Origin of the sequence: Nioella sediminis (assembly GCF_001879695.1) — a bacterium.
Classification (GTDB): Bacteria; Pseudomonadota; Alphaproteobacteria; order Rhodobacterales; family Rhodobacteraceae; genus Nioella; species Nioella sediminis.
Window position 1 is genome coordinate 1 of the sequence record NZ_MNBL01000038.1, and the last position, 20976, is coordinate 20976.

Consider the following 20976-nt stretch of genomic DNA (forward strand, 5'->3'; position numbering starts at 1 on the left):
AACCGACACCTTTTCCATCGGCCGGGAGGGGCCTCCGGATCTCTTGTCTTTTGTGGTGTCGGCCCTGCAGGAAACGCGCGAACAGGACCAGGGCCGACACCAGTCCCGCCGGCCGGGAGGGGCCTTTGGGATCTCTTGTCTGTTTTGGTGCCGGCCCTGTAGGAAACGCGCGAACAGGACCAAGGCCGGCACCGTGCACCGAAGACCGGGAGGGGTCTTCGGATCTTGTGTCGGGGATTACTCCCCGCCGCCCAGAGAGTGGACGTAGACGGACACCGAACGTATCTCGGCTTCGCTGAGACGACCGGCGGCGCTGGCTTCCGCCGACCACGGCGGCATGACGCCGAACCGCGAGAAACGAACGGTATGCTCCAGCGATGCCTCATCCCCGCCATAGAGCCAGATGGCATCGGTCAGGTTGGGGGCGCCGAGGAACCGGTCACCGGTACCGTCATCCATGTGGCAGGATGCACAGTTGTTGAGGAACACCTCTTCGCCTGCGGCGGCAAGCGTCGCGTCATGTTCCTGGTTCGACAGGTTGCGGACATACTGTACCACGCTCGTGATTTCCTCGTCCGACAGGATCTCGTCGAAGGCGGTCATCTCGGAGTAGCGGGCATCGAAGTCGTCCTCGTTCCGGATGCCGTGGCTGATGGTATAGTGGATCTCGTCGACCGAGCCGCCCCACAACCAGTCATCGTCCAGCAGGTTGGGATAGCCGACCGCACCAGCCGCGCCAGACCCGTGGCACTGCGCGCACCAGGTGCGGAAGATCGCGCCGCCGCCCTGGATTGCGTAGTTGTAGAGGTCGGGGTTCTCGTCGGCGGTGATTGCCGCAAGCTCCACCTCTTCGATCTGCGCGCGGATCGGGGCGTTCATCTCTTCGAAGGTTGCAATATCGGCAGCCACTTCGCCCCGGGTCGAATACCCCAGAACACCGGATGTCGCGGAACTGACCAAGGGCCAGGCCGGATAGAGCACGGTATAGACCACGCCCCAGGCGATCGTGGCATAGAAAGTCCACAGCCACCAACGCGGCATCGGGTTGTCGAACTCCTTGATCCCATCCCAGATGTGACCGGTGGTATTCGGATCACCCTCTTGCAGGATCTGTTCTTCGGGATGTTTTTCTTCGGTCATTGCCGCGCCTCCGTAAGATGGGCGTCCTGGGCGCCGGGCAAAGGCGCCCGGGCCGGCTTGTCGTCGTGGCGGAAGGGGATGTTCGCGGTGTCCTGATGGACCCTGCGGCTACCTGGCCGCAAGGTGAACAGGATCACAACGACGAAGACGAGGAACATGAAAACCAGTCCCCAGCTTCCCGCGAAGACCCGCATGATGGTGTAGGTATCTTCCATCTGTCAGGCCCCCATTACCGGCTTTCGTCGGGCGTGAAGGTCGAGAAGTCGACCAGCGTGCCCAACATCTGCATGTAGGCGATCAGAGCATCCATCTCGGTCACAGCCGGATTTCCGTCAAAGTCGCGCACCTGCGCCCCGGGATAGCGTTCCGCCACCGCGTCATCACCGAAATCGGTGGCCTGTTCGACAAAGTCGTAGGCCGCCTGTTCGATCATGTCGTCGGTATAGGGCACACCCACGATCCGGTGCGTCGCCATGAGATCGGCGATATAGCCGGGCTCGATCTCGGTCTCGGCGAGGTAGCCGTAGGACGGCATCACCGATTCCGGCACCACCGACTGCGGATCGGTGAAGTGATCCACATGCCATTCGTCCGAGTAGCGGCCACCGACGCGGGCAAGGTCGGGCCCCGTCCGCTTCGATCCCCACTGGAACGGGTGGTCATACATGGACTCTGCCGCGAGGCTGTAATGTCCATACCGTTCCACCTCGTCCCGCATCGGGCGGATCATCTGGCTGTGGCAGACATAGCACCCTTCGCGAATGTAGATCTCGCGCCCGGTCAGTTCGAGCGGGGAGTAGGGGCGCATGCCCTCCACTTCCTCGATCGTGTTGTCCAGGTAGAACAAGGGGGCGATTTCCACGATCCCGCCGACGGTGACCACCCCAAGGCTCAGCACCAGCAGGAGGGTCGCGTTGGTCTCGATCTTCTTGTGTCCGTCGAGAAAAGCCATCTTGGTTCCCTCCTTATTCTGCGGGTGCCGCAACGGTGGTGTCTGCCTTGGCAGCCCCTTTCCGCACGGTCATCCAGAGGTTGTAGGACATGATCAGCGCACCGCCGAGGAACATCGTCCCACCCAGGCCACGGACCACATACATCGGGAACTTGGCAGCCACGGTGTCGGCGAAGCTGTTCACGAGGAACCCTTGCGCATCGACCTCACGCCACATCAGGCCTTCCATGATACCGGTCACCCACATGGATGCCGCGTAGAGCACGATGCCGATGGTGGCGAGCCAGTAGTGCCAGCTGACCATCCGCAGGCTGTAGAGGCGCTCTTTGCCCCAGAGCTTGGGAACGAGGTAATAGAGCATCCCGAAGGTGATCATCCCGTTCCAGCCGAGCGCACCGGAATGCACGTGGCCGATGGTCCAGTCAGTGTAGTGCGACAGCGAGTTCACCGCGCGGATCGACATCATCGGGCCTTCGAAGGTCGACATGCCGTAGAAGGCCACCGAGGTCACCATCATCCGCAGGATCGGGTCGGTCCGCAGCTTGTCCCATGCGCCCGAGAGCGTCATCAGACCGTTGATCATGCCACCCCAGGAGGGCATCCACAGCACGACCGAGAACACCATGCCGAGGGTCGAGGCCCAGTCCGGCAGCGCGGTGTAGTGCAGGTGGTGCGGACCCGCCCAGATATACAGGAAGATCAGGGCCCAGAAGTGGATGATCGACAGCTTGTAGGAGTAAACCGGACGCTCAGCCTGCTTCGGAATGAAGTAGTACATCATGCCCAGGAAGCCTGCGGTCAGGAAGAAGCCCACGGCGTTGTGGCCGTACCACCACTGGGTCATGGCATCCTGCACGCCTGACATCAGCGAGACGGATCGCGAGCCGAAGATCGACACCGGCACAGCCAGGTTGTTGACCACGTGCAGCATGGCAACGGTGACGATGAAGCTGAGGTAGAACCAGTTGGCCACGTAGATGTGGGGTTCCTTCCGCTTCAGCAGCGTACCGAGGAAGAGCAGCAGGTATGCCACCCAGACAATGGTCAGCCACAGGTCGATATACCACTCGGGCTCCGCATATTCGCGGCCCTGTGTCCCACCCAGCACATAGGCCGTTGCGGCCAGCAGGATGAAGAACTGGTAACCCCAGAGCACGAACCAGGCCAGACCACCGCCCCACAGGCGCGCGGCAGAGGTCCGCTGCACGACGTAGAAGGACGAGGCCAGAAGGCCGGTGCCACCGAATGCGAAAATCACTGCTGACGTATGCAGCGGGCGCAAGCGACCGAAGTTGAGATACCCTTGCGCCCATTCGAAGTTGAGCTCGGGGAAGGCCAGCTGAAACGCGATGAAGACCCCCACAAGGAAGCCCACAACGCCCCAGAAGGCGGTCAGCGCAACACCGACCCGAACCGGGCCATCCATGTATTCCGCTTCCAGTACCGCAGCCGGAACCGGTTCATCTGTGCGGCGCAGCTGCCACAGGAAAAGCCCTGCTGCTGTCACCATGACCAGGATCATATGGATCATATAGATCATGTCCCGGGCATAACTGGCCGCGATCGCGGCCAGCACCGCAACCAGGCCAAGGATCAGTAGCTTTACGTAATCAAGCATCGATCGTCCCTTCGTCGTGCCCCGGTACCGACTCGACTCGAGCCATCCGGGACTGTTCCATCTGCTCCCCAAATCGCGCAGCTGCAGCATTGGGGCCTTGATCCATGTCAAGTTTGACGAAGGTTCCTGTTGATGCAGGTCAATGTGTGCCCGTGACGTGCACGATAATGATTAATCAGCAGCCACGGAGGACCAATCATGGCCTATAAAACCGTTTTCACCGTCATCACCGATCTTGCCGATGTGGGGCCGGTGCTGGAAGCCGCCCTGCCCTTCGTTCGGGCCGAAGGGGCGCATCTGAACGTGCTTTGCCTTGGCATCGACCGGACCCAGACCGGGTATTATTTTGCCGGGGCCACCGCCTTGATGCATGAAGAGACCCTGATGCAGGCACAAAGCGAGGCCAAGGACATCGAAGCGGCCGTGCGCGAACGGCTTGGCCGCACCGAGGTCAGCTGGGGTGTCGATGCCGTGGTTGCCCAGACCGCCACGGTCGCGGGGCTTGTGGCACGGCGCGCGCGCTTTGCCGATCTGGTGATGCTTCCCAAACCATATGGGCCGAACCGCACGATGGATGCGCCGGTGATCGTCGAATCCGCCATGTTCCAGGGGCAAGCGCCTGTGATGGTCCTGCCCGGCGACGCAGCGCCCGGCACCACGCCCTCCAAGGTCGTCATTGCCTGGAACGAAAGCGCCGAGGCGATGTCGGCGGTGCGCCGGGCCCTGCCACTGTTGGTTGCGGCGGGTGAGGTCAACATCCTGATCATCGACCCGCAGACCCATAGTACCGACAGTGCCGACCCCGGCAGCGAGCTGTCCGAGATGCTGAACCGCCATGGGGTGAAGGTCGAGGTTTCGATTGTCGCCAAGACCCTGCCGCGCGTGTCTGACATGATCCTGCGCCACGTGTCGGACCAGAATGCGGAACTTCTGGTTATGGGAGCCTACGGGCATTCCCGCTTCCGCGAGGCCATTCTGGGTGGGGCAACCCGCAATCTTCTGGAACAGGCCGAAGTTCCGGTGCTGATGGCTCACTAGGCTGCGTCGATCCAGCTGCATCGGTGGGAGGGGCATCCGCAGGGTGCCCCTTTTCCTTTGGGCAACAAGCTGAACTCAAATGAAAATTGAGGAAAGATGAATTGCCTGTTGTGTAAGTGTGTAATTTACACTATAGTGAGTCGTATAGCCCGAACACAAACCCATAGGACCCGAACCCATGTTCTGCACCGCCCATCACCAGCCCCGCCCGCGCCCCGCCACTGCCGACATCGCCCGCACCTCCGACCGCCGCGTCCGCGTTGCCGCCGACAAGCCCCGAGCACCCGGTCAGATCTTCACCGATTTCGCCAGCATCTGAGATTTCAGGATCCGGTCAGATATAGACGCCGCCATCCGCGTCATCGCCGGTTTCATCCATCAGCGCCTCGACATCCGGCACGATGATATGGCGCTTGCCCTTCAACTCGATCACGCCGTCGCGCTTCAGCGCAGACATCTGGCGGCTCACGGTTTCCAGCGTCAGGCCAAGATAGTCGGCCATTGCCTCACGGGTCAGCGGCAAATCGAACGCCAGTTCCGTAGCATTTTTCGCGTTCTTCAAACTCGCATCGCGCCGCGCGATAATCGACAGGAAGCTCGCAATCTTTTCCCTTGCGGTCTTGCGCCCCAATAGCAGCATCCATTCCCGCGCCGCGTCCAATTCATCGAGCGTCATTTCCAGAAGCCGCTGGCTGAGATGCGGAGTTTCTTCGATCAAACCCTGAAACGGGACGCGACGGAAACAGCACAACATGACATCAGTCGCAGCGGTCACATCGTAGGACACTGATTCGCGGTTCGGACGACCCAGGAAATCGCTTGGCAAAAGCAGGCCAACCATCTGGCGGCGACCGTCTTCCATGGTCTGAGTGAGCGAGGCAACGCCCTCGACCACAGAGGCCACGAAATCCATCTTGTCTCCGGCCCAGGCTATGGTCTGCCCGGCCTCGAAACGCCTGTAATACTTGATTGCGTCAAGTTTTTCGAGCTCATCGCTTTCGCAACGGGCACAAACGGCGCGGTGCCGGATCGGGCAATCCGCACACGCCATTTCCGAAAGGGCCAGCGATCGATTGGGCATATGCGTTTCCTTGAGCTCGGCTCGAAATTTCGACATTTGATCTCGATCAAATACAGTCTGTCCTGCGCCCCCTAAAGCTATCGCAATGGAAAATCTTGCGCAACTTCGTCGCCTCGGACTCTTCGAGGCAAAAGTCCCGCGTTACACGAGCTATCCGCCTGCCACGAAGTTCTCGAACGACGTGGATTCAGGCGTGTACGCGGACTGGATCAATACAATCCCCGCCGGAACGCGGGTTTCATTGTATCTGCACGTGCCCTTCTGTCGCAGGCTGTGCTGGTTCTGTGCCTGCCGCACCCAGGGTGTCCGCAGCGACGAACCTGTCCGCGCCTATCTGGAGACGTTGAAGCAGGAAATCCGCAAGATCGGCGCAATGCTGCCCGAAGGGGTCGAGGTCGCGCGCCTGCATTGGGGCGGGGGCACCCCGACGCTGCTGTCAGATGCGATGATCACCGATCTGGCTGCGGAACTGGCGCAGGCATTCCCCTATTCCGACAGCATGGAGTTTTCCGTCGAGATCGACCCGAACGAGATCGACGCCGCGCGGCTGGACGCGCTGGCCGGTGCCGGGCTGAACCGCGCCTCGATCGGGGTGCAGGATTTCGACCCCGGCATTCAGAAGATCATCGGCCGCATCCAAAGCTACGAGGTCACCCGCGATGCTGTGGAACAGCTGCGCGCGCGTGGCATCACCTCGCTGAATGCCGATATCCTGTTTGGCTTGCCGGAACAGAACCAGAAGCGGATTTCGGATTCTGTCCAGATGCTTCTGTCGCTCTCGCCCGACCGGGTCGCGCTGTACGGCTATGCGCATGTGCCGTGGATGGCGCGGCGGCAGGCGATGATCCCGACGGATTCGCTGCCCCGCCCCGAAGAACGGCTGGAACTGTTCGAAACCGCCCGCCGCCTGTTCAAATGGGACGGCTATCAGGACATCGGCATCGACCATTTCGCCAAACCCGATGACGGGCTGGCCGTGGCCGCGCGCACCGGGCATCTGAGGCGCAATTTCCAGGGCTATACCGACGACACCTGTGACGTTCTGATCGGCCTTGGCGCATCGGCGATTTCAAGGTTCCCGCAGGGCTTCGCGCAGAACGCCTCGGGCACCGCCGACTATCAGAAAGCCGTGCGCGCCGGGGAACTCGCAACCGGCCGGGGCCATTGTTTCAAGGGCGAAGACCGCCTGCGCGCAAGGCTGATCGAGGCACTGATGTGCGATTTTCATATCGACACTGCTGAAATCCGCCGCGATTTCGGGATCGGAGATCAGCAGCTGGAGGCTCTGTACCGCACGGCAGAGCAGGCTTTTCCCGCCATGGTGACATGGGATGCCAAAGGCTTTCACGTCCGGCAGGAAGGCCGTGCGCTGACCCGGCTGATCGCGCGTGCCTTCGATGAATACGAGATGCGCGAAGAGGGCCATAGCTCGGCCATCTGAACCGGGCGACCCATCTCAGACGCGGGTCTGCCCGAATGCTGCTGCCATCAGTTCCCGCGTGTAGGCCGTTCGGGGGTTACGGAAGATCTCGGCATTGGTGCCCGCCTCGACGATATCGCCCTGCTTCATGACGATCACCTTGTGGCTCAGGGCGCGCACCACCTTCAGGTCATGACTGATGAACAGGTAGGCCAGGTTGTGCCGCTTTTGCAGCCGCCGCAGCAAGTCGACGATCTGCACCTGCACGGTCATGTCCAGCGCGCTGGTCGGCTCGTCCAGCACAACCAGTTTCGGGTTCAGGATCATCGCCCGCGCGATGGCGATGCGCTGACGCTGGCCGCCAGAAAACTCGTGCGGGTAGCGGTGCATCATGTCGGGGTCCAGCCCAACTTCTGTCAGGATATCGGCCACAAGCTCATAACTATTGTGATTGCCCGCAACCTCATGAACGCTCAGCCCTTCGGCCACGATCTGTTCAATGGTCATTCGTGGCGACAGCGACCCGTAGGGGTCCTGAAACACCACCTGCATATCCTTTCGCAGCGGTCGGATACGGGTGGAGTTCCATCCGGCGATCTCATTACCCACAAAGGAAATCCGTCCCTCGGAGGACAGCAGCCGCAGAATCGCCAGGGCCAGTGTGGTCTTGCCGGACCCGGATTCACCAACCACACCGAGCGTCTCACCCTGACGCACGGAAATCGTGGCATCATTCACCGCCTTCACATGCCCGACCGTCTTGCGCAGCAACCCGCGCTGAATCGGGAACCAGACGCGCAGGTTTTCCGTGCTGACAATCTCCTCTGCATGGTCCGGCACCGGGTCGGGTTCGCCCGAAGGTTCTGCCGCCAGCAGAGAGCGGGTATAGGGATGCTGCGGGTTGGCGAAGATGTCTTCGGTCGGACCCGCCTCCACGATCTCGCCGCCCTTCATGACGCAAACCTTGTCGGCGATGCGCCGCACGATGCCAAGATCATGGGTGATGAACAGCAGGCTCATGCGTTCGGACCGTTTCAGATCGGCCAGCAATTCGAGGATCTGCGCCTGAATGGTCACGTCGAGCGCCGTTGTGGGTTCGTCCGCCACCAGCAGATCTGGCCCGTTGGCTAGGGCCATGGCGATCATCACCCGCTGCCTCTGCCCGCCCGACAATTGGTGCGGATAGGCGCGCAGGCGCGTTTCGGGGTCGCGGATCCCGACCTTGCGCAACAATTCCAGAATACGCGCTTCGGCCGCTGCTCCCGTCAGGTTCTGGTGCAGGGCGAGGCTTTCCCCCAACTGCTTCTCGATCGTGTGCAGCGGATTGAGCGAGGTCATCGGCTCCTGAAAGATGAAGCTGATATCGTTACCCCGCACCCGGCGCAGATCGGCCTCCGGCGCACCGATCATCTCGGTGCCTTCGTACCGGACCGACCCGGATACGTCTGCGCTTTCCGGCAACAGCGACACGGTCGACAGCGCCGTGACAGACTTGCCCGACCCGGACTCGCCCACCAAAGCCACGGTTTCCCCTTTGCCAACCTCGAAGCTGACATTCTTCACGGCGTCCGTCGTGGCACCGTCCTGGGTGAAGCTCACCGACAGGTTCCTGACCTGAAGCAACGTCATTGGAAGGTCTTTCTGGGATCGAACGCATCGCGCACGCCTTCGAAGATGAAGACAAGCAGCGACAGCATGAAGGCGAAGGCCGTGAAGGCCGTGAAGCCGAGCCATGGGGCCTGAAGGTTGTTCTTGGCTTGCAGCGTCAATTCGCCAAGCGACGGGGCCGAGGACGGCAGGCCGAAGCCCAGGAAATCAAGCGCGGCCAGCGATCCGATGGTGCCCGTCACGATAAAGGGCAGCATGGTCAGCGTCGCCACCATCGCATTGGGCAAAACGTGGCGGAACATGATCACCTGATTGGACACGCCAAGCGCCCGTGCGGCACGCACATATTCGAAGTTCCGCGCCCTAAGGAATTCGGCCCGGACCACGCCCACAAGCGCCGTCCAACCAAAGAGCGTCATGAGGAACACCAGCAGCCAGAAATCCATTCGGAAGATCGCGGCCACGATGATGATGATGTAAAGGCTCGGGGTCGCCCCCCACAGCTCGATCACCCGTTGGAACAAGAGGTCCACCAGCCCTCCGAAATAGCCCTGAACCGCCCCCGCCGCGATGCCGATGACCGAGGTCAGGAAGGTCACGATCAGGGCAAAGGCCACGCTCAGCCGGAAGCCGTAGATCACGCGGGCAAGCACGTCGCGCGCGGTGTCATCGGTGCCAAGCCAGTGGTCCGCATCAGGCGCGGACGGGGCCGCGCCACCGATATCGTTGACCGTGTTGTAACTATAGGGCACCGGCGGCCAGATCAGCCAGCCGCGATGGAAGTCCGAAAATTCATCCTCCAGAGATCCATCCTGTGCGGCCGCGATGATCGCTTCTGGATCGTCCCAACAGGCGTCCGCTCCGCCTGATATGATCAGGCATTGCACCTCGATATCCCGATAGACGGCCTCGGTTCGGAAATCCCCGCCGAACTCCGTCTCGGGGTAGAAAGTGAAGATCGGCGTGTAAAGGTCGCCGCGATAGCTGACCAGAAGCGGACGATCATTGGCCAGAAGCTCTGCAAAGAGCGACAGGACAAACAGGATGCCGAAGATCCACAGCGACCAAAGTGCCCTGCGGTTGGCCTTGAAATTGCGCCAGCGACGGCGATTGAGGGGGGACAGGCGGGGAAGACGCATGGCTCAGGTCTCCCTCGATTCAAAGTCGATCCGGGGGTCGATCCAGATATACATGAGGTCGGAGAAGAGCCCCACGACCAGCCCGATCAGCCCGAAGACGAAGAGCGTGCCGAAGATCACCGGGTAATCCCGGCTGACCGCTGCCTCAAACCCGAGCCGCCCCAACCCGTCGAGCGAAAAGATCGTCTCGATGATCAGCGACCCGCCGAAGAACACCGATACGAACACCGCCGGAAAGCCCGCGATCACGATCAGCATGGCGTTTCGGAAGACATGGCCATAAAGCACCCTGCCCTCGCTCAGCCCTTTGGCCTTGGCGGTCATCACATATTGCTTCTTGATCTCATCGAGGAAGCTGTTCTTTGTCAGCAGCGTCAGCGTCGCAAAGGCCGAGATGGTCGAGGCCAGCACCGGCAGCGTGATGTGCCAGAAATAATCCAGCACCCTGCCGATCAGGCTCAACTCCTCCCAGTTGTCGGAGGTGAGGCCCCTGAGCGGGAACCATTGCCAGTAAGATCCGCCTGCAAAGAGCACCAGCAGAAGGATGGCGAACAGGAAGCCGGGGATCGCATAGGCCACGATAATGACACCGCTGGTCACCGTGTCGAACCGGCTGCCATCCTTCACCGCCTTGCGGATACCAAGCGGGATCGAGACGATATAGGCGATGACCGTGGACCACAGGCCAAGCGTGATCGACACCGGCATCTTTTCCAGCACCAGATCAACGACCGAGATCGAGCGGAAATAGCTTTCTCCGAAATCGAAGCGCAGATAATCCCACATCATCAGGAAGAAGCGTTCCAGTGCCGGGATATCCTCGGTCGTGCATTCTTCGGCCTCGATGTCGGGTTCACCGGCATAGCCGTCTTCACAGACGATCCGGGCGAAGTGGAACTCCACCTCCAGCTCGGCGATGAAATCGGGCGGCAGCCCGCGGGCGCCAAGGTAATTGTCCTCGCCTCCAAGCTCTGCGCCACCGGCCTCTGCCCCGCCGCCAGAGATACCGGCAAAGACGTCTCCTTCGCCCTCCAACTCGGCCATGATCTGGTCAATCGGGCCACCGGGCACGAATTGAACCAGGGCAAAGTTGATCACCATGATCCCGATCAGCGTCGGAATCATCAGCAACAGCCGTCTGAGAATATAGGCGCCCATGTTGGCTTAGAACGCTCCTGCGTCGCGCAGGGCGGCCTCGGCATCCGGGTCGATCCACCAGAAATCGAGGAAGCCGAGCGAATAGGGCGGCAGGTTCTCGGGGTAACGGTACATGTCGTAATAGGACACCCAGTGGTTGGGGTTGTACCACTGCGGAACGCGGAACCGTTCCCACCGAAGGACGCGGTCCAGCGCGCTGACCGCGACATTCAGCTCTTCTTGCGTTTCCGCATCGACAACGGCCTCGACCAGCGCATCCACGGCCGGATCGGCGACGCCTGCAGGGTTGAAGACGGAATCATTCGCCGTGGCAGACCCGAAATACTGGCGCAGGCCCGATCCGGGCTCATAGCTCATCGGGAAATGGTCGGTGATGATGTCGAAATCATAGTCCCGTTCCCGCTGGCTGAACTGGGCATTGTCGACCCGGTTCAGGCGCGCATCAATACCGATGGCCTGAAGGTTTTCCACGTAAGGGTTGATGATCCGGTCAAAGAGCGGGCTGGCATTGAGGAACTCGATTTCCAGTGTTTCGCCAGCGTCGTTGCGCAGCATGCCGTCATCGCCGGGCGTCCACCCGGCCTCTTCCAGCAGGCGCAGGGCCTGCCGGGCGCGGCGACGGTCGAAGGACCGGTCCGGGTTCGCGGGCTCAATTGTATAGACCGGCTCGCTCAACACCTCGGGGCGCAGCATGTCGGCCAGCGGTTCCAGCAAGGCAAGCTCCGCGTCAGAGGGCATGCCGGTCGCAGACAGATCGGTGTTTTCCCAGAACGACACGTTCGGCGTGTAAAGACCGTAGAACAGGGTCTGGTTCGTCCATTCGAAGTTGAACATCAGCGAAATGGCCTCGCGCACGCGCACGTCCTGAAACTGCGGGCGGCGCAAATTCATCACGAAGCTCTGGCCGGAGGAAATGGTTCCGTCCGGGATTTCTTCACGCACGACCAGCCCCTGTTCCAGCTTGGGGAAGTCATAAGCCGTGGCCCATTGGGCGGAACTGCTTTCCTGACGGAAGGTATATTGGCCCGCCGTGAAGCCTTCGAATGCAGCAATGGCGTCGCCGTAATACTCTATTCGGATCGCATCGTAGTTGTGGCGGCCCTGGTTGATCGGCAGATCATTGCCCCAGTAATCGGGATTGCGGCGGAAGACGGTCCGCTCGCCCACCTCGATACGACCAACGACGTAAGGGCCCGATCCGATCAGCGGCTCCAACCGGCTTTCATCGAAATCCAGCCCGGATGCTTCATGGCTGGCGCGGCTGAAAACCGGCAGGCCGCCGGCATTGTCGATGCGGCCGCGCAGAGGGGCCTCGGGGTTGAAATCGAAACGAACGCGCCGATCATCCAGAACTTCCGCCCCGGCAATGGTCAGCCCGATCGAGGCGCGGAAGGACGGCAGCCCCTCATCGCGCAGGATCTCATAGCTGAACACCACGTCATCGGCGGTAACTGGTGTGCCGTCGGAAAAGCGCGCTTCCTCACGCAGGGTGAAAATCACGTAGGACCGGTCCTCGGGGTAGGCAATGCTTTCGCAAAGAAGGCAGTAGGAACTGCCGATCTCGTCCGACGTGCCCTCCAGCATCGACTCGAAGAAGATCGAGGCCAGAAGCGCCGGGCGCCCCTGCCGGGTATAGGGGTGCAGCGAATCGAACGATCCTGACCACGCGAAGGAAAACTCACCGCCTTGGGGCGCATCGGGGTTCACGTAGTCCAGATGTTCGAAATCGGGTCCATAGCGCAGATCGCCGAAGGTCGAGACACCGTGTGTGACGATCAGGTCACCGTCCTGCGAAAAACCGGGGGTGGCCAGAACCGATGCGGCCAGCAGGGGCAAGGCCATCCACCAGGAAACGGCGGGTCGGGTCGCTTGGCGGGTTCGGGTCATGCTGCGCTCCACTGCGAAATATCCTGCTTGGTATAGTTATGGGTGCAACTACCCTAAGGACCAGCCCTGTCTTCGTTCAAGGCGAATTACAATTTCGTGACCCTGAAATGAAAAAGGCCGCCCCGAAGGCGGCCAAATCCTGCGCATCTGTCACGAATCAGTCGTCAAGCGAGTCCAAGTAGGCCACCATCGCCGCGCGATCTTCCACGTCGCGCATACCCGAATAGGACATGGCGGTGCCGGGCGCATATCCGCGCGGGTTTTCAAGGAAACTGCTAAGCGCTTCCGGCGTCCAGTTGCCTTCCAGCCCTTCGAGGGTGCCGGAATAGCCAAATCCTTCGACCGATGCGATATCGCTGTTAACCACGCCGTAAAGCGACGGGCCGGTTCCGTTCTGGCCGGGTTCGACCGAATGGCAGCTACGGCAGGCCCGGAACGCGCCTTCGCCATCGGCGGGGTCAGCGGCAGCGAGGTATTCGGAGAAGGGCACCGCCTCCACCTCTTCCTCTTCCGAGTGATCGCCGTCACCGGTGTCGATCACATATCCGGCGAGATGTTCGCCATGAGCATCGTGTCCGCCACCGACGCTGTAAAGGCCGTCAGCAGCCCAACCGCCAAGAAGCAGAACAAGCCAGGCTGCGCAGACGCCGCCAACGGCCTTGGTGAGGGTCATCGTGTCAAACATGGTTATCCCATCCACATTTCGCGTTGGCGGGTATCTACCGGCTTTCCTGCCCGGCTTGCAAGGTGTAGTCAGCGCGACAGAACGCCCTTGTTGAAGAAAGTCAGTGAAATGACCGCTCGTATCGCCTTTCAGGGAGAACCCGGAGCCTATTCGCATCAGGCCTGCCACCAGGCACGTCCGCATCTGGAGGCCCTGCCCTGCGCCACGTTCGAGGACGTGATCGAGGCCGTGCGCAGCGGCGAGGCGGTCGAGGCGATGCTGCCGGTGGAAAACTCCACCTATGGTCGGGTCGCCGATATCCACCGCCTGTTGCCCGATAGCGGGCTGCATATCATCGACGAGGCCTTCGTGCGGGTGCATATCAACCTGCTCGGCGTTCCCGGCAGTTCCATTGCCGATATCACCGATGCCTGGAGCCATCTGGTGCTGTTGCCGCAATGCGCGGGCTTCCTGCGCAAGCATCAGATCAAGGGGCGCGTCAGCCCCGACAATGCCCGCGCGGCCCGCGATATCGCGGAAAAGGGCAATCCGGCCCATGCGGCCTTGGCCTCGGAACTGGCGGGCGAGATCTATGGGCTCGACGTTCTGGCGCGGCATATCGAGGATCACGATCAGAACACCACACGCTTCCTGATCATGTCGCAGCAGCCCGACATGACCCGGCGGGCGGATCACATGATGACGACCTTCGTGTTCCAGGTGCGCAACATTCCGGCAGCGCTCTACAAGGCCATGGGCGGCTTTGCCACCAACGGCGTGAACATGACCAAGCTGGAAAGCTACATGGTCGGCGGCAGCTTCACCGCGACGCAGTTCTACGCCGATATCGAGGGCCACCCGGACGACCACAATGTGCAACTGGCGATGGATGAGCTGAAATACTTCACCTCGCATCTGCACATTCTGGGCACCTACCCGGCGGACCGGCTGCGCGACTGAGGCCTATCCGCGCCCCTGCTGGCGGCGGTATTCGTCTTCATACTGATTGGCCAATGCCACGATCCGCGAATCGATTTTCCCCTGGATCTGGCGCCGCGCCAGCTTGACCGTCTGAAGGATCAACCGGGCCGCAAGAGTGGTGGCTTTCAGGTTAGCCGTCACGCGCACCTGCGTTTTCTCTGGCCCCAGTTCCTCGAAATACAGGTCGACATCGACGGTCATACCCCCAACGGTGGTTTTCATCTGGGCATGGTCTGGGCGGTTCAGCCGGGTGATGACGGCCTCAACCCCGCGCGCCTTGCCGCGCACAACCGCCGATCCGCGCCAGGAACAGCCCTCTGCGATCTCGGTGAAACCGTTCACCCGGCGGATATCAGCCCCGTATTGGCGGGCCGATCCCTCGTAGCGGGTGAAATCCGCAAAGCGGCTGAACGCGAAATCGCGGGGGACATCAACGTCTTCTTTGGTCTCGAAAATCATACTGGTCCGTCCCCGTTACAATCGTCAGTCTGTCTATGTTTGCCCGTCAGTCCAGCCTGTCCGCAAGCCAGTTTTCCATAAGAAACTGCGCAATCGCCCCTTTTCGGGCCGGCAGCAGGTTCGGATGGCGGCCCGCAAGGGCCTCGGCCAGCTCTTCCCGGCTGATCCACATCGCATCTTCCAGCTCTGCCGGGTCAAGGGTGATGTCCCGGTTCAACGCCTCGCCCCAACATCCGAACATCAGTGAGGACGGATAGGGCCAGGGCTGGCTGGCAAGGTAGCCCACGCGGCCCACCTGCACCGCCGTTTCCTCCGCCACTTCACGGCGAACGGCGGCCTCCATCGTCTCGCCTGGCTCGATGAAGCCCGCCAGCAGGGAATACATGCCCTCGGGCCAGCCCGGCGACCGGCCAAGCAGCAGGTCGTTGCCATGGGTGATCAGCATGATGACCACCGGGTCAGTGCGCGGAAAGTGATGTGCGCCGCAGTCCGGGCAGGTCCGTTGCCAGCCCGCCTGGGTCATCCGGCTTTCGGTCCCGCAGCAGGCACAGAACCGGTGCGACCGGTGCCAGTTGAGCATCGCCTTGGCGGTGGCCGCCAGTTCCGCGTCACGCGGGGTCAGCAGGGTCATGGCAAGGCGGAGTTCCCGGAAGAGCTGACCATTCGGCGCTGCGGGATGGGCCTGCAGGCTCTGATCCGCAAAGGAATTCAGTTGGCCCGCATCCAGATCGTCCGGCTGCCAACGAGAGACATCGGCGGCAAAGCGCAAGGCCCCGTCGTCATTTCCCAGGAACAGCCGTTCGGCGGGCGCATCTGCCAGCATCGGGTGCTTCCCCGGCAGCCAGACCAGCCGCTGGCCTCCCGCATGCTCCTCCATCAACGGTTTGCCACGCCAGATCGGCAGCACGCTGCCGCGCCCATCCTCCAGCGCCGCAGCAAGCCCGGCCTCATCCGCGCGCATCAGCGCCGCCCGATCGAGGCCCGATCCCCCGAAGGTCACTGTCTCCGCAAGCTTCATAGCCCTGCTTCCCGTTTGAATCCGTTAACCTTTTTTAAGGTTGCTATGGCAGGAATGTCGCAGATGCGGGAAACAGGCGCAAACCGGAAATCCGTATCCGCGCGTCGCTGGTAATTTCCGGGCCAGTTGGTCTAATTGGTCCGAGGACAGGACGACCAGAAAAGACATCTCATGCGGACTGAGGCAGACCGGCCAGCCATTCCGGCAGAGGGACGGCAGTTGCGGCTCGTGGTGCTGGCAACAACCGACCTGCACGCGAACCTGCGCCCTTATAACTACTATCTCGACGGTGAGGCGGATGACCCCTGCCTGGCCCGTATCGCAACGCTGGTCGAGAGGCTGCGGGCGGCAGAACCGAACTGTCTGCTCTTCGACAATGGCGATACACTTCAGGGCACCCCTCTGGGGGATGTGGCGCAGGAACGGGACCTGATCACCCCACACCCGATGATCGCCGCGATGAACCACATGGGCTATGACGCCGCGACCGTGGGCAACCATGATTTCAACTTCGGGCTGCCGTTTCTGGAGGCGACCGTCAGAGGTGCGGATTTCCCAGTTGTGCTGACGAATGTCGACCGGGCCGACGGCACATCCCTGATGCCCCGCTCTGTCATCCTGGACCGGGTTCTGCACAGCTCCGATGGCGGCACCGAAGGTCTGCGCATTGGCGTTATCGGTCTGACACCGCCGCAGGTCACGAAATGGGACAGCACGCTATTGACCGGAAAGGTCAGGACCCACCCGATTGTCGAGACCGCAAGGGCAGAGGCAAAGGCCCTGCGCAAAGCTGGCGCCGATCTGGTCGTCGCGCTATGCCATTCCGGGCAGGGGCCGGAGCAGGATGCGCCCGATCTGGAAAACGCCCTGCTGCCCCTGGCCGCCTCAGGCGCGGTGGATGCCATCGTCGCGGGTCACACGCATCGGGTCTGGCCCGATGGCGCGGACAAGGGGCTGATCCACGGTGTGCCCGTCGTGCAGCCGGGATTTTTCGGATCGCAGCTGGGGCAGATCACGCTCGACCTGATCTACCGCGACGGCTGGCAGATCCGCGATGCCTCCTCCTGCGTTCATCCGGTTTTGCCAAAGGAGGGCCCGGTTCCGGCCTCCCCTGCCATCCTGTCCCTGTCGGAAGCCAGTCACGAGCTGACGCTTGCCCACACAAGACGGCCAATCGGGGAAACCCGCGCACCGCTGGAAACCCATTTCGCGCTGGCCGGGGACAGCCCGACGCTCGCTTTCATGGCAGAGGCAACCCTGACCCATGCCAGCCGCGCGTTGGAGGGGCACCCGCTGGCCGGTCTTCCCCTTTTGTCCGCCGTGGCCCCGTTCAAGGGCGGCGGGCGTGGCGGGCCGGAATACTACACGGATATTCCCGAAGGCCCCCTGACCATCAGGAACGCAGCCGATCTCTACGCCTTTCCCAACACGTTGCAGGTGCTGCGCGTGACCGGCGCCGACCTGACCGACTGGCTGGAACGCAGCGCCAGCGCCTTTCTGCAGATCACCCTCGGCGCGCAGGGACAGGCGCTGCTCGACCCCGGCTTTTCCAGCTACAATTTCGACGTGCTGTTCGGGCTGCGCTATACCATCGACGTCTCACAACCCGCGCGCTTCTCGGCAGATGGGGAGCAGGTCTTCCCCGGCCCCGGTCGCATCCGTGACCTGCGCTACAATGGCCGGAACGTGACAGGCACGGATGAGTTCCTTGTCGTCACCAACAGCTATCGCGCGGCGGGGGGCGGGCACCATCCGGCAGCGGCGCGGGGCGAGACTGTGCTGCAAAGCCCGCTTGCGGTGCGCAAATTGCTGGCTGACCATATCGGCGACACCTCTCCGATCCATCCGCGCGCAAAACCGACATGGCGTTTCGCGCCCCTGGGCGGGACGGACGTCACCTACGACACCGGACCCGGCGCGGTGGCGCATTCCGACCGCGCGGCAGCTTTGGGCCTGCGCCCTCTCGGGCCTGCCCCGAACGGGTTCTACCGCTTTGGAATGACGCTCTGACGCGCCTATAACTGCGCGGCGCTGAACGTGTCGCAATCCGCGACCACGCCAGAGGCACGACCGTTCTGGAACCACCGCATCCGCTGCGCAGAGGTGCCATGGGTGAACGTATGCGGATTGGGCTGCCGACCGGCTCGGGCCTGTAGATAGTCATCCCCGATCCGCTCTGCGGCGTTCAATGCCTCCTCCAGATCGCCTGTCTCCAGCAGGTCCGAGACGTGATAGGCCCAGACCCCGGACAGGCAATCGGCCTGAAGCTCCACCCGCACCTGAAGGGCATTCGACTCGCGCTCGCTCATCGTGGCACGCAGCTGGTGGACCTGCCCCAGAATGCCAAGCTCGTTCTGAACGTGATGGGCGACCTCATGGGCAATCACATAGGCGGCGGCAAAATCGCCCCCGGCCCCAAGCCGCTGCGACATGAAGCCGAAGAATGCGGTGTCCAGATAGGCGCGCTGATCAGCCGGGCAGTAGAACGGCCCCGATGATCCCGACGCCCCGCCGCAGCCGCTTTGCGTGACCTCACTGAACAGCACCAGTTGCGGCGGGCTGTAGCTGCTGCCAAGCTGGTCGGGGAAGACATCGGTCCAGACGGTTTCCGTCGTGGTCAGCACCCGCGCAACGAAATCGCCCGCCTGCTGTTCGGCTTCGGTCAATTCACGCGGGTCTGACGATTGCTGCGACGGGGCCGCCTGATCCAGAAGCCCCGTCACATCCACGCCGGTGAAATAGCCGATGGCCAGCACCACCAACAGCCCCACGCCACCGATGCCGCCCGCGGCCCGGCCCCCCCCCCCGGCCGCGCCTGTCGATCACGTTGCGGCTGCGAGTCACTCCTCGAAGGCGCATGGGAAATCTCCTGTCTCAAATACCGTGTGACAGTCTAGCGCCATGGTGCGCAATCGGGGAAGCCCTGCCCTTGCGAAACGGTCTCAGATCGCCTACATCCCGAGTCGAGAGGTTGGCGCGGGCAAGCGCCTCGCCAACCTGGTCAGGACCGGAAGGTAGCAGCCACAACGAGCCCCGCTTGGGTCGATGTCCAGCCTCTCACCACCACACCAGCCGCCGGAGGATTTATGGATATTGTCACATCCCTCCGGGCCCGCGCTGCCTGATCCGTCAGACGATCTGACCTAGGCACCGTCCGCCCGGCCGTAAAGCGAACCGCCCCTTGGGGCTTGTCTTACGTGTGTTCCGGGAACCAGACCATTGAAACACCTGACTCTTGCCGACCTCGGATGGTCGGCCCATTTCGCCGCGCAGATCGCCGATGATCCTGCGCACTCCGCCCATGCCTGCCGCCTGTCCTCGGTTGCGCGCGACCGGTTGACGGGGCTATTCCCTGAGGGGGAGCATCTTCTGGTGCCGCCCTCTGACATGACCACCGGCGCGTTCGCTGTTGGCGATTGGGTCCTGACAGACCCGACCGGCCAGAAGGTGACCCGCCGCCTCGATCCGCTGACGGAACTGACCCGCCGTGCGGCGGGCACCGGGGCGGAAAGGCAGCTGATTGCCGCCAATGTCGATACGCTCGGCATCGTCACTTCCTGCAATGACGATTTCAACGAGGCCCGGCTGGAAAGGTATCTGGCGCTTGCCGCCAGTGCCGGGTGCCTGCCGCTGGTGATCCTGACTAAGGCCGATCAAACGGACGACCCGCGCAGCTATGTCCGGCGGGCCGAGCGGCTGTCCCCGCTTGTGACGGCCCTGGCGCTGAACGCCACGGACCCGGAAGATGCCGCGCTTCTGGCGCCGTGGTGCAAAGGCGGGCAGACACTGGCCCTTGTCGGGTCGTCCGGCGTTGGAAAATCCACCCTGTCCAATGCGCTGACCGGCGATCTCGTCGCCACCGCAGGCATTCGGGAGGACGACGCCAAAGGCCGCCACACCACCACCGCGCGAGGTCTGCATCGGACTCACGCTGGCGGCTGGTTGATCGACACACCCGGTATGCGCGCCCTGCGCCTGTCCGATGCGCGGGACGGCGTGGACGCAGTCTTTGCCGATCTGGATGATCTGGCGCAGACCTGCCGCTTCTCCGATTGCGCGCATGAGACCGAACCGGGCTGCGCCATCCGCGCCGCCATCGAAGCCGGAGAAGTCGACCCCGACCGCCTGCGCCGCTGGCGCAAGTTGCAGGCCGAGGATGCCCGCAATTCCGAAACACTGGCCGAGGCACGGGCGCGGGACAAAAGCTTTGGCAAGCTTGTCCGGTCGGTCATGAAAGAGAAAGACCGCTACCGGCGCTGACCTGGGTCAGAGCATACCGGCAGAGGCCGCAAGATACATGGCCACGAAGGCCAAGACCTGCGTCCCCGCCACAAGGGCCGGCACCAGTGCGATCCAGCGCAGGGGCCGGCCCCATTCTACCCGTGCCCGCAGAAACAGGCAGATCAGCGCGATGATCAGCCCGGCGAATTGCCAGCCGACAAACGCCATCACCCGGTTCAGTCCGCGCGTGAACCCGTCGCCTGTTTCGGCTGTCAGCTGAAAGGCCAGGAACGATCCCGCCATGACCGCAAGCCAAAGCAGCAGCAGGATTTTCAGGCCGGTATGTCGTCGCGCTTCCGTCATGGCGACAGCCTACCCCGCCAACCCCGTTTCCACCAGCGGCAGCAAGCGCGCGTCCTTTATGGCGGCTGTCCGGTGGCCGATCCCTGCCATGATCGCCTCATCCTGAGCGAAGGCAAGGAACCGATCGACCGAATGCTGACGGACGAGCATGGCAAGATCCCATCTCTCCTCTGGCGGTCCGATCAGGAAGGCCCCACCATCCCCCAAGAATAATAGCTCCCCGCCGCTG

The 20976-nt window shown here is 62.3% G+C and carries 19 protein-coding genes, 1 other RNA gene and 2 pseudogenes; 7 read left to right on the top strand and 15 right to left on the bottom strand.

From position 1 onward, the window contains the following. Positions 1–237: 237 nt before the first annotated feature. From ccoP to ccoN, 4 genes are read right to left on the bottom strand one after another with little or no spacing between them, the layout of a single operon-like run. On the bottom strand, positions 238–1140 hold the full coding sequence (gene ccoP, locus BKY26_RS04680; RefSeq protein WP_071689245.1) for a cytochrome-c oxidase, cbb3-type subunit III: 903 nt from the start codon (positions 1138–1140) through the stop codon (positions 238–240). Then, a complete protein-coding gene (locus BKY26_RS04685; protein WP_071689246.1) occupies positions 1137–1355 on the bottom strand; it encodes a cbb3-type cytochrome c oxidase subunit 3 in 219 nt (72 codons plus the stop codon). Before BKY26_RS04685 ends, ccoP begins: the two co-directional genes overlap by 4 nt. A gap of 14 nt (positions 1356–1369) precedes the next feature. Continuing rightward, complete coding sequence (ccoO, locus tag BKY26_RS04690; RefSeq protein ID WP_071689247.1) at positions 1370–2092, bottom strand: cytochrome-c oxidase, cbb3-type subunit II; 723 nt, start codon at positions 2090–2092, stop codon at positions 1370–1372. Between the two features lie 13 nt (positions 2093–2105). Further along, on the bottom strand, positions 2106–3710 hold the full coding sequence (gene ccoN / locus BKY26_RS04695; protein WP_071689248.1) for a cytochrome-c oxidase, cbb3-type subunit I: 1605 nt from the start codon (positions 3708–3710) through the stop codon (positions 2106–2108). Positions 3711–3908: 198 nt separating this feature from the next. Here ccoN and BKY26_RS04700 point away from each other — a divergent pair, with 198 nt between their 5' ends. Continuing rightward, positions 3909–4748, top strand: a complete 840-nt coding sequence (locus BKY26_RS04700; RefSeq protein ID WP_071689249.1) for a universal stress protein — start codon at positions 3909–3911, stop codon at positions 4746–4748. Between the two features lie 178 nt (positions 4749–4926). Then, positions 4927–5067: a hypothetical protein gene (locus BKY26_RS20175; RefSeq protein ID WP_158514300.1), complete on the top strand. Its 141-nt coding sequence runs from the start codon at positions 4927–4929 to the stop codon at positions 5065–5067. 15 nt (positions 5068–5082) lie between these two features. Here the strand turns inward: BKY26_RS20175 and fnrL are convergent, their stop codons facing one another. Beyond that, positions 5083–5829, bottom strand: a complete 747-nt coding sequence (fnrL, locus tag BKY26_RS04705) for a transcriptional regulator FnrL (RefSeq protein WP_071689262.1) — start codon at positions 5827–5829, stop codon at positions 5083–5085. Between the two features lie 85 nt (positions 5830–5914). Here fnrL and hemN point away from each other — a divergent pair, with 85 nt between their 5' ends. Continuing rightward, positions 5915–7270 carry an oxygen-independent coproporphyrinogen III oxidase gene (gene hemN, locus BKY26_RS04710; RefSeq protein WP_071689250.1) on the top strand — a complete coding sequence of 452 codons (1356 nt, stop codon included), beginning with the start codon at positions 5915–5917 and terminating at the stop codon, positions 7268–7270. Between the two features lie 15 nt (positions 7271–7285). Here the strand turns inward: hemN and BKY26_RS04715 are convergent, their stop codons facing one another. The 5 genes from BKY26_RS04715 to BKY26_RS04735 form a co-directional block, all read right to left on the bottom strand. Beyond that, the gene (locus BKY26_RS04715; protein ID WP_071689251.1) at positions 7286–8878 is read right to left on the bottom strand and encodes an ABC transporter ATP-binding protein; all 1593 of its coding nucleotides are present in this window, start codon (positions 8876–8878) and stop codon (positions 7286–7288) included. After that, positions 8875–9996, bottom strand: coding sequence for an ABC transporter permease (locus BKY26_RS04720; RefSeq protein ID WP_071689252.1), 1122 nt, complete (start codon positions 9994–9996; stop codon positions 8875–8877). The genes BKY26_RS04715 and BKY26_RS04720 overlap by 4 nt, the downstream gene beginning before the upstream one ends. Positions 9997–9999: 3 nt before the next feature. Beyond that, positions 10000–11154 (bottom strand): microcin C ABC transporter permease YejB, encoded by a 1155-nt coding sequence (locus BKY26_RS04725; protein ID WP_071689253.1) that lies wholly within the window; start codon positions 11152–11154, stop codon positions 10000–10002. Positions 11155–11160: 6 nt separating this feature from the next. Continuing rightward, positions 11161–13041, bottom strand: coding sequence for an extracellular solute-binding protein (locus BKY26_RS04730; RefSeq protein ID WP_071689254.1), 1881 nt, complete (start codon positions 13039–13041; stop codon positions 11161–11163). Positions 13042–13198: 157 nt separating this feature from the next. Then, positions 13199–13726 carry a c-type cytochrome gene (locus BKY26_RS04735; protein WP_071689255.1) on the bottom strand — a complete coding sequence of 176 codons (528 nt, stop codon included), beginning with the start codon at positions 13724–13726 and terminating at the stop codon, positions 13199–13201. A 108-nt stretch (positions 13727–13834) separates the two neighbouring features. On the opposite strand from BKY26_RS04735, the gene BKY26_RS04740 reads away from it, so the two are divergent. After that, positions 13835–14665 carry a prephenate dehydratase gene (locus tag BKY26_RS04740; RefSeq protein ID WP_071689256.1) on the top strand — a complete coding sequence of 277 codons (831 nt, stop codon included), beginning with the start codon at positions 13835–13837 and terminating at the stop codon, positions 14663–14665. A 3-nt stretch (positions 14666–14668) separates the two neighbouring features. Here BKY26_RS04740 and BKY26_RS04745 read toward each other — a convergent pair whose 3' ends face one another. Then, a complete protein-coding gene (locus BKY26_RS04745) occupies positions 14669–15145 on the bottom strand; it encodes a hypothetical protein (protein ID WP_071689257.1) in 477 nt (158 codons plus the stop codon). A gap of 46 nt (positions 15146–15191) precedes the next feature. Continuing rightward, positions 15192–16163 (bottom strand): NAD(+) diphosphatase, encoded by a 972-nt coding sequence (nudC, locus tag BKY26_RS04750; protein ID WP_071689258.1) that lies wholly within the window; start codon positions 16161–16163, stop codon positions 15192–15194. Positions 16164–16334: 171 nt separating this feature from the next. Here nudC and BKY26_RS04755 point away from each other — a divergent pair, with 171 nt between their 5' ends. Further along, complete coding sequence (locus BKY26_RS04755) at positions 16335–18173, top strand: bifunctional 2',3'-cyclic-nucleotide 2'-phosphodiesterase/3'-nucleotidase (RefSeq protein WP_071689259.1); 1839 nt, start codon at positions 16335–16337, stop codon at positions 18171–18173. Positions 18174–18178: 5 nt separating this feature from the next. Here the strand turns inward: BKY26_RS04755 and ypfJ are convergent. Further along, positions 18179–19022, bottom strand: a pseudogene (gene ypfJ / locus BKY26_RS04760) (KPN_02809 family neutral zinc metallopeptidase). Between the two features lie 105 nt (positions 19023–19127). Between ypfJ and ffs the strand changes: the two are divergent. After that, positions 19128–19226: signal recognition particle sRNA small type (ffs, locus tag BKY26_RS04765), an RNA gene on the top strand. Between the two features lie 156 nt (positions 19227–19382). Beyond that, the gene (rsgA, locus tag BKY26_RS04770) at positions 19383–20423 is read left to right on the top strand and encodes a ribosome small subunit-dependent GTPase A (RefSeq protein WP_071689260.1); all 1041 of its coding nucleotides are present in this window, start codon (positions 19383–19385) and stop codon (positions 20421–20423) included. Between the two features lie 6 nt (positions 20424–20429). On the opposite strand, the gene BKY26_RS04775 is transcribed toward rsgA, so the two are convergent. Together BKY26_RS04775 and BKY26_RS04780 are read right to left on the bottom strand one after the other, a co-directional pair. Further along, positions 20430–20747 (bottom strand): hypothetical protein, encoded by a 318-nt coding sequence (locus tag BKY26_RS04775; protein WP_071689261.1) that lies wholly within the window; start codon positions 20745–20747, stop codon positions 20430–20432. A 9-nt stretch (positions 20748–20756) separates the two neighbouring features. Beyond that, a pseudogene (locus BKY26_RS04780) lies at positions 20757–20976 on the bottom strand (hypothetical protein); the annotation flags it as partial.

What these genes read in the sequence shown, in the direction of transcription:
- ccoP (WP_071689245.1), bottom strand. Translation starts at nt 1,140, where the DNA reads ATGACCGAAGAAAAACATCCCGAAGAACAGATCCTGCAAGAGGGTGAT.
- BKY26_RS04685 (WP_071689246.1), bottom strand. Translation starts at nt 1,355, where the DNA reads ATGGAAGATACCTACACCATCATGCGGGTCTTCGCGGGAAGCTGGGGA.
- ccoO (WP_071689247.1), bottom strand. Translation starts at nt 2,092, where the DNA reads ATGGCTTTTCTCGACGGACACAAGAAGATCGAGACCAACGCGACCCTC.
- ccoN (WP_071689248.1), bottom strand. Translation starts at nt 3,710, where the DNA reads ATGCTTGATTACGTAAAGCTACTGATCCTTGGCCTGGTTGCGGTGCTG.
- BKY26_RS04700 (WP_071689249.1), top strand. Translation starts at nt 3,909, where the DNA reads ATGGCCTATAAAACCGTTTTCACCGTCATCACCGATCTTGCCGATGTG.
- BKY26_RS20175 (WP_158514300.1), top strand. Translation starts at nt 4,927, where the DNA reads ATGTTCTGCACCGCCCATCACCAGCCCCGCCCGCGCCCCGCCACTGCC.
- fnrL (WP_071689262.1), bottom strand. Translation starts at nt 5,829, where the DNA reads ATGCCCAATCGATCGCTGGCCCTTTCGGAAATGGCGTGTGCGGATTGC.
- hemN (WP_071689250.1), top strand. Translation starts at nt 5,915, where the DNA reads ATGGAAAATCTTGCGCAACTTCGTCGCCTCGGACTCTTCGAGGCAAAA.
- BKY26_RS04715 (WP_071689251.1), bottom strand. Translation starts at nt 8,878, where the DNA reads ATGACGTTGCTTCAGGTCAGGAACCTGTCGGTGAGCTTCACCCAGGAC.
- BKY26_RS04720 (WP_071689252.1), bottom strand. Translation starts at nt 9,996, where the DNA reads ATGCGTCTTCCCCGCCTGTCCCCCCTCAATCGCCGTCGCTGGCGCAAT.
- BKY26_RS04725 (WP_071689253.1), bottom strand. Translation starts at nt 11,154, where the DNA reads ATGGGCGCCTATATTCTCAGACGGCTGTTGCTGATGATTCCGACGCTG.
- BKY26_RS04730 (WP_071689254.1), bottom strand. Translation starts at nt 13,041, where the DNA reads ATGACCCGAACCCGCCAAGCGACCCGACCCGCCGTTTCCTGGTGGATG.
- BKY26_RS04735 (WP_071689255.1), bottom strand. Translation starts at nt 13,726, where the DNA reads ATGTTTGACACGATGACCCTCACCAAGGCCGTTGGCGGCGTCTGCGCA.
- BKY26_RS04740 (WP_071689256.1), top strand. Translation starts at nt 13,835, where the DNA reads ATGACCGCTCGTATCGCCTTTCAGGGAGAACCCGGAGCCTATTCGCAT.
- BKY26_RS04745 (WP_071689257.1), bottom strand. Translation starts at nt 15,145, where the DNA reads ATGATTTTCGAGACCAAAGAAGACGTTGATGTCCCCCGCGATTTCGCG.
- nudC (WP_071689258.1), bottom strand. Translation starts at nt 16,163, where the DNA reads ATGAAGCTTGCGGAGACAGTGACCTTCGGGGGATCGGGCCTCGATCGG.
- BKY26_RS04755 (WP_071689259.1), top strand. Translation starts at nt 16,335, where the DNA reads ATGCGGACTGAGGCAGACCGGCCAGCCATTCCGGCAGAGGGACGGCAG.
- BKY26_RS04775 (WP_071689261.1), bottom strand. Translation starts at nt 20,747, where the DNA reads ATGACGGAAGCGCGACGACATACCGGCCTGAAAATCCTGCTGCTGCTT.